The organism is Rubrivivax gelatinosus (genome assembly GCF_004340905.1).
Taxonomy (GTDB): domain Bacteria; phylum Pseudomonadota; class Gammaproteobacteria; order Burkholderiales; family Burkholderiaceae_C; genus Rubrivivax; species Rubrivivax gelatinosus.
This window is the reverse complement of record NZ_SLXD01000001.1, coordinates 372,088-384,260: the sequence shown is the minus strand read 5'-3', so window position 1 is coordinate 384,260 and position 12,173 is coordinate 372,088. Positions and strand designations below refer to the sequence as shown.

The following is a 12,173-nucleotide window of genomic DNA, read 5'->3' as shown; positions in this document are numbered from 1 at the left end:
CTCGCCTTGGCCGGCCGGTCAAGCTGTCCACCGTGCAGCCCGGCCCGCGCCGCGTGGCGCCCCTGACGCCGGCAGGCGTTTGCCGCCCGGCCTTAGCCTGCCTTTCCAACCCCAAGGAGCCGCCCCCCCATGGACAAGATCCTCGTCTTCTACGGTTCGTACCGTGCCGACCGCGTCGGCATCCGCCTGGCGCAGTTCATCGTCGACGGCCTGCGCGAGCGGGGTGCGGCGCCCGAGCTGGTCGACGCCCAGGCGGTGGGCCTGCCGATGCTCGACCGCATGTACAAGGAATACCCGGCCGGCCAGGCGCCGGCGGCGATGGACGCGCTGGCGCAGAAGATCCGCGGCGCCGACGCCTTCGTCTTCGTCTGCGGCGAATACAACTGGGGCCCGCAGCCGGGGCTGAAGAACCTGACCGACCACTTCCTCGAGGAGTGGTTCTGGCGCCCGGCGGCGATCGCCAGCTACTCGGCCGGGCGTTTCTCGGGCGTGCGCGCGGGCACCGCCTGGCACGCCATCCTGTCCGAGATGGGCATGGTCGTGATCTCCAGCGCGCTGGCCGTCGGGCCGATCGCGCAGACGCTGGACGCCGACGCCCAGCCGCAGGGCGGCCCCGGCGAGTCGCTGCGCAAGGCCTTCACACGTTTCGCCGACGACCTGGCCTGGTGGACGGAGGCGGCGCGCACGCAGCGCTCGCGGGTGGCGCCGCCCTATTGAGCGTGGCGGGTGCGGTGGGCGGCGATGTCATCGCGGTTTCACCCGCGCTGCCCATCATCGGCCGTCTTCCATGACCCTCGGTGACCCCTCATGTCCTTGAATCCGCGACTGCGTGCGACCTTCCTGCGGCGCGCCGCCGTGTTCGGCATCACCTCGCTGGCCGTGGCCGCGCTCACCGCCTGCGGCGGTGACGACGACGGCGAGGACAGCTACCCGGCGATCGAGATCAACATCGCCCACGTCAACGACCACCACTCGCAGCTCGAGCCCTTCAGTGCCTTCGAGATGACGCTCGGCGGCGAGGCCACGCAGGTCGAGCTCGGCGGCTTCTCGCGTCTGACGACCTTGTTCGACGCCCAGGCCGGCACCAAGAACCTGCTGAAGCTGCACGCGGGCGACGCCGTCACCGGCACGCTCTACTACACCTTCTTCAAGGGCGAGGCCGACGCGAAGATGATGAACACCGTCTGCTTCGACGCCTTCGAACTCGGCAACCACGAGTTCGACGACGGCGACCAGGCGACGCGCGACTTCATCGACATGCTGCACGCCGGCAGCTGCCAGACGCCGGTGCTCGGCGCCAACGTCGTGCCCGCCAGCGGCACGCCGCTGAATCCGTCGGGCACCCCGCTCGTCCAGCCCTACACGATCAAGACCTACGACGGCGTCAAGGTCGGCATCGTCGGCATCGACATCGCCGGCAAGACGGTGAACTCCTCGCGCCCGCTGTCGACGACGCAGTTCCTCGACGAAGTCACGACCGCCCAGAAATACATCGACGAGCTCAAGCGCCAGGGCATTCGCCACATCGTGCTGCTCACGCACCAGGGCTACGACGCCGACAAGGCGATGGCCACCCAGCTGAGCGACGTCGACGTCATCATCGGCGGCGACTCGCACACGCTGCTCGGCGACTTCAGCGCCTTCGGCGTCGCCAGCTCGGGGGCCTACCCGACGCAGGTCACGAACAAGGACGGCGCCAAGGTCTGCATCGGCCAGGCCTGGGAGTACGCCAAGGTCTTCGCGCTGATGAACGTGAAGTTCGACGACAAGGGCGCGGTGGCCAGCTGCAGCGGCAACGCCTCGCTGGTCATCGGCGACAGCTTCGCGCGCAAGGACGGTACCGGCAGCTTCGTCGCCGTCGACGACGCCACCAAGGCCAGCATCGTCGCCAGCCTGGCGACCGAGCCGCGCATCAAGGTGACGACGCCCGACGCCGACGCGGCGGCGCTGCTGGCCACCTACACCACGCAGGTGGCGGCCGAGAAGACCAAGACCATCGGTACCGCGTCGCAGGCCTTGTGTCTGGTGCGCATCCCGGGCGAGTCGACCAACCGATCGTCCGGCATCGCCGGCTGCATCGAGACGGGTGCCGAGGCCAACCTGCAGGCGCGCGGCAGCGACGCGGCGCAGGTCGTCTCCGAGGCCTTCCTGGCGGCCAGCAAGCGCGCTCACTTCGCGCTGCAGAACGCCGGCGGCGTGCGTGTGCCGCTCCAGGCCGGCACGCTGACGATGAACGACGCCTTCACGCTGCTGCCCTTCACCAACGTGCTCGTCGAGATCGACGTCACCGGCGCGCAGATGGTCGCGGCGCTGGAGGACGGTGTCGCCAACCACCTCGACAACGGCCAGTCCAGCGGCTCGCACCCCTACGCCGCCGGCCTGCGCTGGAACCTGGACATGAGCCAGCCCAAGGGCAGCCGCTTCAGCCAGGTCCAGGTGAAGGACCGCGTCACCGGCACCTGGTCGGCGATCGACCCGGCCAAGACCTACACGCTGGTGACCAATGACTTCGTCGCCGCGGGCCAGGACGGCTACGCCACGCTGGGCACGGTCTACGCCACGGGTGCCTACGTGAACACCTACCTGCTCTACACCCAGACCTTCGCCGACTACGTGAAGGCCCAGGGCACGGTGGCGCGGCCGGCGCGGGCCGACTACTCGCACCAGCAGGTGACCACGGCCGCGGGGGTGGTGCTGCCCTGAGCCTGAGGCGGGCGGCGATGCCGCCCGCGCCTCAGCGTCGCCCGGCCCGCCAGCGGCCGGGCGTCACGCCGGTCCAGCGCCGGAAGGCGCGTGTGAACGAGGTCTGCTCGGCATAACCGAGCCGGCTGGCCACTTCCACCAGCGCCAGCCCGGGCGTGGCCAGCAGCCGCGCTGCCTCTTCGCGGCGGAACTCCTCCACCACCTCGCTGAAGCTGCGGCCGATCCCCGCCAGCCGGCGCTGCAGCGTGCGTTCGGACACGCCCAGCAGCTCGGCCAGACGCGCGGCGTCGGCGTGGCCCTGCGCCAGCGCGTCGCGCAGCCGCGCGCGCAGCGCCTGCTGCAGCGACGAGTCGCCCGGCTGCGCGAGCTCGAGCCGGGCGGCCATGTCCTTCAGCGCGGCGTGCAGCATCGGGTCGGCGCTGCAGGTCGGCATCTCCCAGGTGGCGGCATCGATCAGCATCTCGGCGCAGGGGTGGCCGTAGGCCGGTGTCTGGCCGAACAAGGCCAGGCGTTCGGCGTCGTCGCCCGCAGGCCGCGCCACCGGCAGCCCCAGCAGCCGCGGCCGGAAGCCGCCGCCGGTGACGTGGCGCAGGCGCAGGAACAGCGTCGCCAGCGTGAACTCCAGCGCCTGCACCGGCATCGGCGCCAGCGCGCGCACGCGCAAGGCGTGGCCGCCGTCGTCCAGCGGGTCGATCTCCAGCGCGGTGTCGGTGGACACCATCGCGAAGTGCAGCCGCGCCGACTCGCAGCCGCCGGCCACGGTGTCGGCGCTGCCGACCAGGTAGTCCAGCGCCCCGAAGGCGCCGAACGCGATCGTGCCGGCCAGCGCGCTGGCCACGCCGGGGCCGTGCAGCAGTTCGGCTGCGTGCCACATGCGCACATAGGCCTGCGCCGGCACCAGCGCGTCCGGCGCGTCGGGCAGCGGCCCCAGCGCGGCCTGCACATGCGCCGCGTCCAGCCCCAGCGTGGCCAGGCCCTGGAGCTGCAGCCGGAGCGTCAGCGCGGGCACCCAGGCCGGAGCTTCAGCCATGGAGCCGGATGTTCAGAGACTGGCGCGTTCTGGCAAGCCGGCGCGGGGCCCGGTTCATACAGTGAGTCCATCGACGAGCGAGCCGGAAGCTTAGAACAATGAAACGACGTTCCTGGATGCGCGTGCTGGCGGCCGGCGGCGTGACGACCCTGCTGGCGGGCTGCGACACGCTGCCGGCCGCAGCCACGGCCCCCTGGCACGAACCCGGGGCCGGCGAGACCGACCCGCGGCGGCGGGCGCTGGCCTGGGCGCTGCTGGCGCCCAGCCCGCACAACCTGCAGAGCTGGGTGGCCGACCTGCGCGAGCCCGGCCTGATCCGGCTGTCGGTCGACCTGCAGCGCCTGCTGCCGGCCGCCGACCCGCAGAACCGCCAGGTGCTGATCGGCTGCGGCGCCTTCCTTGAACTGCTGTGCCTGGCCGCCGCCGCCCAGGGCCAGCGCGCCGACGTGACGCTGCTGCCCGAAGGCGATTACGCCGCCGGCGGCGTCGATGCGCGGCCGTTCGCCAGCGTCCGGCTGACGGCCGACGCCGGCCTGCGGCCCGACCCGCTGTTCGCCGCGGTGCCGCTGCGCCGCAGCAACCGTGCGCCTTATGGCGACCGCGTGCCCGACGCCGCCGTGCTGGCGACCCTGGCCGCTGCGGCGCGGCGCCCCGGCCTCACGCTGCGCGCCAGCACCGAACCCGCCCCGGTGCGCCGCCTGTGCGCGCTGGCGGCCGCGGGCTGCCGCGTGGAGTTCGGCGACGCCGCCACCTGGGCCGAGAGCGCCGGGCTGATGCGCGTCGGCGCCGCGGCCGTGGCCGCCGAGCCCTCGGGTTTTGCCGTCACCGGGCTGCAGGCCTGGTTCGCACGACGGCTCGGCCTGCTGGACGACGAGACCCGGCGTCGCACCGACGGCGTGGTCGTGCACTCGGCGCTGGCCGCCGCGCTGGACGCGATCGGCCACACGCCGGCCTGGGTCTGGCTGGTCAGCGCCGACAACAGCCGGCGCACGCAGATCGAGGCCGGCCGCGCCTACCTGCGCACCGACCTGGCCGCCGCGCAACAGGGCTGGGCGCTTCACCCGAACTCGCAGCTGCTGCAGGAGTTCGACGCGATGGCGCCGCTGCACCGGCGCCTGCACGCCGAACTCGGCGTCGCCGCGCCGGCGCGGGTGCAGATGCTCGTGCGCCTGGGCCTCGCGCCGCGCCCCGAACCCGCGCCGCGGCGCCCGCTGGGCCGCTTCGTGCGCAGCTGAACCCGTCTTCCCGAGGACCGTGATGAAGAACCTGACTCGTCTTGCCGCCACCGCCGCCTGCATCGCCGCCTTGTCGGCCTGCGGCACCGTGATGCCCACCGCCGACAGCGGCTATCTCAGCGACACCCGTGCGCTGCTGCCGGCCGCCGACGCATCGGGCGCCCGGCGTGCGGCGGCGCAGGCGCTGGACCCGGCCCGCGTGACGATCGACGAGGTCGTCTGGCGTGCCGATGCACGCAGCGAGCTCGGCGACGACGAACGCCAGGCGCTGCTCGCCGCCCTGGAGCGCGAACTGCGCCAGGCCGTGCAGGCGCTGCCGCCGGCGCCCGAGGGGCGGCCGGCGCGCATCCGCGCGGCGATCACACGTGTCGAGACCGTCTCGCCTGGCCTCAACACGGTGGGCACGCTGCTGCTGATCGGCCCGCTGGACCGCGGCGGCGCGGCCTTCGAGATCGAGGCCGTCGACGCGGCGACCGGCGAGCAGCTCGCGGCGCTGCGGCTGGGCTATTTCGCCCCGCTGGGCGAGCTGAAGGCCCGCTTCAGCCGGCTGGCACCGGCGGGGATCGCGGCCCACGAGGCGGCGGCCGAGTTCGCGGCCTTGCTGCAGCCGGCGGGCGCCATGCCGGCCGAGGCGCTGCCGCGCTGACCGGCGTCGCCCGGCGGCGCGCGCCTGCGGCCTCAAGCCGACTCCGCCGTCGCCCCCAGCCGATACCAGTCCAGCCGCCGCGTCAGCAGCATCACCGCCGCCAGCGCCGCGAACAGGCCCAGCGAGCCGACGAGCAGCGCCGTCTGCTCGCGCAGCAGCAGCAGGTACAGGAGGCCGTAGAGCAGCGCCATGCCGGCGCCGAACAGCCAGCCGTCGCGCGCGCCGCCCAGCATGTGGCGGCCGTAGCTGCCCAGCAGCAGCACGCAGGCGGCCGCGGCCAGGCCGTACGCGGCGGCAAAGGGAAGTTGCTCCGACAGCGCCAGCAGCAGCAGGAAGAACAGCGCCAGCGCCAGCCCGACCAGCGCGTACTGCACCGGGTGCACGCGGCGCACGCGCTGGCGCGCCAGCGTCTCGGCCAGCGCCACCGCGGCGAAGCTCAGCACGACGAACAGCAGACCGTACTTGATCGCGCGGTCGGCCAGCACATAGGGGTTCACCGGGTCGGTGAAGGTGACGGCCAGCGTGTCCAGCGCCGCCAGGCGCGGCTTCTCGCCACCGGCCTGCTCGACGGTCTGCGCCGCGTTGCTGGCCAGCGCACTGACCGACCAGCGGGCGTCGAAACCGTCGTCGCGCACCTCGCGTGTCACCGGCAGGAAACGGCCGCCGAAGGACGGGTGCGGCCAGTCCGAGGCCAGCGTCCACTGCAGGCTGCGCGCGGCGGGCACGACGGCGAGTTCGGCGGTGCCGACCAGGTCCAGCACCACGTTCAGTTCGAGGGCGCCAGCGTCGGCCGCCGCAGCCGGCAGCTCGGCGTGCAGGCCGTCCTTCCAGGCCGCGTGGCCGGTGCCCGGTTGCAGCTCCAGCGTGCGGCCGGCGAGCTGGATGCTGGCGCCGCGCAGCCCGCGCGGGTCGGACACCGCCACCCAGACCGTCGGCGCCTGGCAGCTGACGCGGCCGCCGGCGACCTCGGCTTGGGGCTGCAGCGCCGCCAGCTGCGGCCAGCGCGCCTGCAGTTCCAGCCGGGCGTTGTAGCCGTTCACCTTGAACAGGCCGCGGTAGCGCGCGTCGGCCTGGGTCTTCGTGCTCGCCACCAGCTCGGCGGGCACGGCCTGCAGCGCGAAGCTGCGGCGCGCCACTTCCGTGCGGCGCTCGGCGCCGCTGCCTTGCACGACGTCCCATTCCTCGACGCACTGGCGCTGCAGCACCGGCCCCAGCAGCGTCTGCGCGCCGGCATACGACTGCTGCACGCTGTCGACCGCCTCGCGCTGGTAGCCCTGGCGCTCGTCGACCAGCCAGCCGATGCGCGCCAGCACCACTGAGATCAACAGCACCGTGGCCAGCACGGCCATCACCTTCACCACCACCGGGTTTCGCATCGCTCCTCGCTCCGTTGTTTCACGATGCGCCGCAGTCTGGCCAGCGGCGGTGAAGCGGCGATGGGCTGCGTGAAGCGGGCGTGAAGTCAGGGGAAGCGCAGCACGACGCGCAGCCCCGGCGCGGCCGGCTCGAAGCCGACGCTGCCGCCGTGCAGCCACAGCACCTGGCGCACGATGGCCAGGCCCAGGCCGCTGCCGCGGCCTTCGCCGGTGCTGAAGAAACGTTCGCCCAGGCGTGCCAGCGCGTAGTCGGGCACGCCGGGGCCGTGGTCGCGCAGCGACCATTCCAGCGTGCCGCCGTCGTGCCGCACCTGCACCTCCAGCGGCGTGCCGGCCGGCGCATGGGCGATGGCGTTGGCCAGCACGTTGGACAGCGCCAGCCGCAGCCGCTCGCCATCACCCATCACCACGGCCGGTTCGGCCGGCAGCCGCAGGCGTTCGCCGGCGCCGTGGGCCTGGGCGACTTCCAGCGCCAGCGCATTCAGGTCCACCGGCGCGCGTGTCGGCAGTGCCTGCAGGCTCTCCAGCTTGGACAGTTCGAGCATCTGCTCGACGATGGCCTGCAGCCGCCGCGCCTGCGCGTCGACCTGCTGCACGAAACGCCGGCGGTCGGCCTCGGGCAGGTCTTCGTGCAGCAGCTCGGCGGCGCCGCGGATGCCGGCCAGCGGCGTCTTCAGCTCGTGGGTCAGCGCACGCACCTGGTGTTCGAGCTGCTCGCGGCCTTCCAGGCGCTGGCGCATGCGGTCCATGGCCTGCGCCAGCTCGCCGAGTTCGCCGCCGAGTGCGGGCGGCGGTGGAGGTGTGCGGCGCGGACCTTCGGCGGTCTCGCCGACCGCCTGCGCATAGGCGCGCAGCCGGCGCACCGCGTGCACCGCCCACAGCGTCACCACGACACCGATCGCCAGCGACAGCCCGAGCAGCAGCACGCCGGCCCACAGCACCTTGTGTTCGGCGCGTTCGACGAAGGGCATGATGCTCGCCAGCGGCTTGGCGACGACGAGCACGCCGACAGTGCGGCCGCCGCTGCGCACCGGCGCGGCGACGTGCATCACCGAACTCTGGTCGCTGGGGCCGCTCTTCGTGGTGCGCGCGCCGTATTCGCCGCGCAGCGTCAGCAGCACGTCGCGCCAGCGCGAGTAGTCCTGGCCCACGGCCGGCGGCGTGCCGGAGTCGAAGACCACGCGGCCGGCGACGTCGGTGACGACGACACGCAGGTCCAGCGTCGTCTTCTGCAGACCCCAGATCTTCACGTCGACCTCGCGCGCCGCGTACTCGCGCACCGCGCCGGCGAAGGGCCCGTCGCCCAGCGTGCCGCCGGCCGGCAGCGCCGCGAGTTCGGGCGCGGCGACCTCGGCCAGCAGGTTGGCGCTGTCGACCATCACGTCTTCCATCACCTCGCGCACGCTGGGCTTGATCTCGGTGACGAAGACCCGCAGCACGAAGAAAGCCGCCAGCCCGGTGATCGCGGCGAAGGCGAAGAACAGCCGCAGGCCGATGTGCATTCAGCCCTCGCCGTCGGCCAGCGTGTAGCCCAGGCCGCGGTGGGTGGCGATCGGGTCGGCGCCGGCGTGCACCTCACGCAGCTTGGCGCGCAGCGTCTTGACGTGCGTGTCGACGGTGCGGTCGGCGGCTTCGGCCTGCGTGCCCCAGACGCGGTCGAACAGCGTCTCGCGCGACAGGATGCGCCCGCGCGCCAGGATCAGCTCGCGCAGCAGGCCGTACTCCAGCCGCGTCAGCGCGAGCACGGCGCCGCGGTAGCGGATGCGCTGGCCGGGCTCTTCGAGCTCGAACACCTGCGTGGCCGCACGCGGCATCGCGGCGCGGCGCAGCAGCGCGCGCACGCGCGCCACCAGCTCGCGCGGGCTGAAAGGTTTGGGCAGGTAGTCGTCGGCGCCGGCTTCGAGGCCGAGCACGCGGTCGATCTCCTCGCCGCGTGCCGTCAGCAGCATCAGCGGCAGCGTCGCGACGCGGGCATCGCCGTCGGCACGCCAGCGGCGCAGCAGGTCCAGCCCGTTGCCGTCGGGCAGCGCGACGTCGAGCACCGCGGCGGCGGGCGGCGTGCGGCGCAGCGCCGCCTCGGCGTCGCGCAGCAGCGCCACGGCCTCGACGGCGAAGCCCTCGCGTTCGAGCGCGAAGGCCACCGTGCCGGCGATCGCGTTGTCGTCTTCCAGCAGCAGGATGCGGGGTTTCATCGCTCGCTCGGTCAGTCGCCTTGCGCCTGCGGCGGCCACTGGCCGCTGGTCACCCGGCTCTGGTGCCAACGGTGCATCGCGGCGTCCTGCAGGGCGTACTCGCCGCGGGCCGACTTCCAGACCAGTGCCGGCGTTCGCTGCCGCAGCGCCTCCAGCGCCTTTTGCGCCTGCGCGACGCTCACCGGATGGCCTGTTTTCTCGCGATAGAAACGCAGGGCCGCGGCGTCGTAAGGTCTGTAGCGCGCCTCTTGCTCCAGCATGCGCCACAGCACCGCTTGCTCGATCGGCTTCAGCGCGAGGTAGTCCGCCTCCATCTGCGCCTCGTCCTGTGCCTGCTGCTGCGCTGCGGCGTCGAGCAGTGCCGGCTCGAAGCGGCCGCTCAATCCTGCCAGCGGGCTGAGCACCTGGCCGAGCGCGGCCATGAAGAACTGCGGGCGCTGGCCGAAGCGCTCGAAGGCCTGCTGCAGCGCCGCCCGGTCCACCGGTTTCAGCTCGGGCCGTTGATCCTCCACCAGGCCGGCGACGTGGGCGATGAAGTCGGGCCCCAGCGCCGGCATGCGCTGGACCTGCGAGCCGTAGAACGGCGCTCCGGCGGTGTTCACCAGCCGCAGCAGCTTGTCGCGGTCGGACCCTGACATCACCAGCATCAGGTTGATCCGCCCGGGCTGATTGAGCTGCTCGCGTGCCGACTTCAGCGCCGTCATCGCGGCCTCGCCGGCATCGCTGGTCAGGGCGTGCTGCGCCTCGTCGACGATCAAGGCCACCGGCCGACCGGCGGTCTCGTGCAGCAGCCGCAAAGCGTCCACCAGCGTCATGCCGTCGATGCTGCCGATACGGCTGGTGTCGACCTCCAGGCCGCCGACCTTCACCCTGCTCAGACTCGCCTTGCGCGCGGCCCTGGCCACGATGCCCAGCTCCGATGTCAGCGCCCGGCCGACGGCATCGGCGATCAGGCTGCCCGGATCCCGGCGGGCGTCGGCCCACAGGTCGACGTAGACCACCGTCACGCCGGCGGCCTGCAGCGCCGGCGCCAGGTCGCCTTGCAGGAAGGTCGACTTGCCGGTGCGGCGCGGTGCGGCCAGGAACAGGCCGTTGTGCGCGTCACCCAGCAAGGCCCGGCCTTGCAGCGCGGCGACGAGTTCGCGGGCGAGGGCGCTTCGGGGGAAGGCGATCATCGCGACTATCCTGAACTATCTTTGAGGAGATAGTTTATCTGGGGGTCGGTAATCCTCGATAGTCCTGTCGCTGCGTGCCTCGTCCTGCCTCCATGAAGAACGCCCCCGGCACCGCTTGCGCGGCCCCGGGGGCGCTGGGTCGGAGCGTGCGCCTTAAGGCTGCTTGCCGATGTAGGCCAGGATGCCGCCGTCCACGTACAGCACGTGGCCGTTGACGAAGTCCGAGGCGCTGGAGGCGAGGAACACCGCCGGGCCCTTCAGGTCCGCGGTGCGGCCCCAGCGGTTGGCGGGGGTCTTGGCGAGGATGAAGCTGTTGAACGGGTGGCCCGGCGTGCGCAGCGGCGCGGTCTGCGGCGTCTCGATGTAGCCCGGGCCGATGCCGTTGCACTGGATGTTGTGCGCGCCGTATTCGGAGGCGATGTTGCGCGTCAGCATCTTCAGCCCGCCCTTGGCGGCGGCGTAGGCCGAGACCGTCTCGCGGCCCAGCTCGCTCATCATCGAGCAGATGTTGATGATCTTGCCGCCGCCCTTGGCGATCATCGCCGGGATCACCGCCTTGGCCAGGATGAAGGGCGCCGTCAGGTCGATGTCGATGACCTGGCGGAACTCGCTGGCCGCCATCTCGTGCATCGGCACGCGTTTGATGATGCCGGCGTTGTTCACCAGGATGTCGACGCTGCCGACCTCGCGCTCGATCTGCGCGACCATCTTCTGCACCGCCGGCTCGTCGGTGACGTCGCACAGGTAGCCGTGGGCGCTGATGCCGGCGGCCTTGTAGGCCGCCAGGCCCTGGGCCAGGAACTCTTCGTTGATGTCGTTGAAGGCGATCGTCGCGCCGGCCTCGGCCAGCGCGCTGGCCAGCGCGAAGCCGATGCCGTAGCTGGCGCCGGTGACCAGGGCGACCTTGCCCTTCAGGGAGAAAGCGTCGGGATAGAAGCTCATGGTGGGGTCTCGGTGCGGTCGCGTCAGCGCAGGTCGCCGATCGCGATGTGGTCCATGTCGTCGAAGGTCTGGTTCTCGCCGCCCATGGCCCAGATGAAGGTGTAGGCGGCGGTGCCGCAGCCCGAGTGGATGGACCACGACGGCGAGATCACCGCCTCCTCGTTGTGCACGAGGATGTGGCGCGTCTCCTGGCCCTCGCCCATCATGTGGAACACGGCCTGGCCTTCGGGGATGCCGAAGTAGGTGTAGATCTCCATGCGGCGCTCGTGCGTGTGCGCGGGCATCGTGTTCCAGACGTTGCCGGGCTCGAGCTGCGTGAGGCCCATCGACAGCTGGCAGGTCTCCAGCACGTCGGGGTGGATGAACTGGTTGATGACGCGCTTGTTCGCCGTCGCGGTGTCGCCGACCGGCTTCTTCTTCGCGTCGGCGATCGAGATGAAGGTCGTCTTGCAGGCTTTGTGGGCCGGCGCGCTGACCATGTAGAACTTGGCCGGCCGCGACGGGTCGGCGCTGCGGAACACGACTTCGTGCGTGCCCTGGCTGACGTACAGGCAGTCCTGGAAGCCGAGCTGGTAGCGCACGCCGTCGGCCTCGACCGAGCCGGCGCCGCCGATGTTGAAGATGCCCAGCTCGCGGCGTTCCAGCACGTAGTTCGTGCCGAAGCTCTTCATGCAGGCGATGCCCTTGTCCAGCGGCACGGCCTCGTCCACCGGCATGCAGCCGAAGGTCACCATGCGGTCGACGTGGCTGTACACGGCCTGCACGGTGTCGGGCAGGTACAGGTTCTGGATCAGGAACTCGCGGCGCGTCTCTTCGGTGGTGTAGCGCTTGAAGTCCCGCTGGTGGGTGGAATAGCGGATGTCCATGGTGGTTC

General features: G+C 72.1%; 11 protein-coding genes. 4 read left to right on the top strand and 7 right to left on the bottom strand.

Translation table 11 applies throughout. The features are described 5' to 3' along the window. Positions 1 to 129 precede the first annotated feature (129 nt). On the top strand, positions 130 to 717 hold the full coding sequence (locus EV684_RS01880; RefSeq protein WP_132644499.1) for an NADPH-dependent FMN reductase: 588 nt from the start codon (positions 130 to 132) through the stop codon (positions 715 to 717). Between the two features lie 90 nt (positions 718 to 807). Next, complete coding sequence (locus EV684_RS01875; protein ID WP_132644498.1) at positions 808 to 2,703, top strand: bifunctional metallophosphatase/5'-nucleotidase; 1,896 nt, start codon at positions 808 to 810, stop codon at positions 2,701 to 2,703. A gap of 31 nt (positions 2,704 to 2,734) precedes the next feature. Here the strand turns inward: EV684_RS01875 and EV684_RS01870 are convergent, their stop codons facing one another. Continuing rightward, positions 2,735 to 3,733 carry an AraC family transcriptional regulator gene (locus EV684_RS01870; protein ID WP_132644497.1) on the bottom strand — a complete coding sequence of 333 codons (999 nt, stop codon included), beginning with the start codon at positions 3,731 to 3,733 and terminating at the stop codon, positions 2,735 to 2,737. A 98-nt stretch (positions 3,734 to 3,831) separates the two neighbouring features. Here EV684_RS01870 and EV684_RS01865 point away from each other — a divergent pair, with 98 nt between their 5' ends. Further along, the gene (locus tag EV684_RS01865) at positions 3,832 to 4,968 is read left to right on the top strand and encodes an Acg family FMN-binding oxidoreductase (protein WP_132644496.1); all 1,137 of its coding nucleotides are present in this window, start codon (positions 3,832 to 3,834) and stop codon (positions 4,966 to 4,968) included. 22 nt (positions 4,969 to 4,990) lie between these two features. After that, a complete protein-coding gene (locus EV684_RS01860; RefSeq protein ID WP_132644495.1) occupies positions 4,991 to 5,614 on the top strand; it encodes a DUF3313 family protein in 624 nt (207 codons plus the stop codon). 32 nt (positions 5,615 to 5,646) lie between these two features. Here the strand turns inward: EV684_RS01860 and creD are convergent, their stop codons facing one another. The 6 genes from creD to kduI form a co-directional block, all read right to left on the bottom strand. Continuing rightward, positions 5,647 to 6,990, bottom strand: coding sequence for a cell envelope integrity protein CreD (creD, locus tag EV684_RS01855; RefSeq protein ID WP_132644494.1), 1,344 nt, complete (start codon positions 6,988 to 6,990; stop codon positions 5,647 to 5,649). 86 nt (positions 6,991 to 7,076) lie between these two features. Then, positions 7,077 to 8,492 carry a two-component system sensor histidine kinase CreC gene (gene creC, locus EV684_RS01850; RefSeq protein ID WP_132644493.1) on the bottom strand — a complete coding sequence of 472 codons (1,416 nt, stop codon included), beginning with the start codon at positions 8,490 to 8,492 and terminating at the stop codon, positions 7,077 to 7,079. Further along, entirely contained in the window at positions 8,493 to 9,182 is a 690-nt protein-coding gene (locus EV684_RS01845) for a winged helix-turn-helix domain-containing protein (RefSeq protein ID WP_132644492.1), read from the bottom strand. 11 nt (positions 9,183 to 9,193) lie between these two features. Next, on the bottom strand, positions 9,194 to 10,357 hold the full coding sequence (locus EV684_RS01840; protein ID WP_132644491.1) for an ATP-binding protein: 1,164 nt from the start codon (positions 10,355 to 10,357) through the stop codon (positions 9,194 to 9,196). Positions 10,358 to 10,510: 153 nt separating this feature from the next. Next, the gene (locus EV684_RS01835; protein ID WP_132644490.1) at positions 10,511 to 11,299 is read right to left on the bottom strand and encodes a gluconate 5-dehydrogenase; all 789 of its coding nucleotides are present in this window, start codon (positions 11,297 to 11,299) and stop codon (positions 10,511 to 10,513) included. Positions 11,300 to 11,322: 23 nt separating this feature from the next. Beyond that, positions 11,323 to 12,165 carry a 5-dehydro-4-deoxy-D-glucuronate isomerase gene (gene kduI / locus EV684_RS01830; RefSeq protein WP_132644489.1) on the bottom strand — a complete coding sequence of 281 codons (843 nt, stop codon included), beginning with the start codon at positions 12,163 to 12,165 and terminating at the stop codon, positions 11,323 to 11,325. Positions 12,166 to 12,173 lie beyond the last annotated feature (8 nt).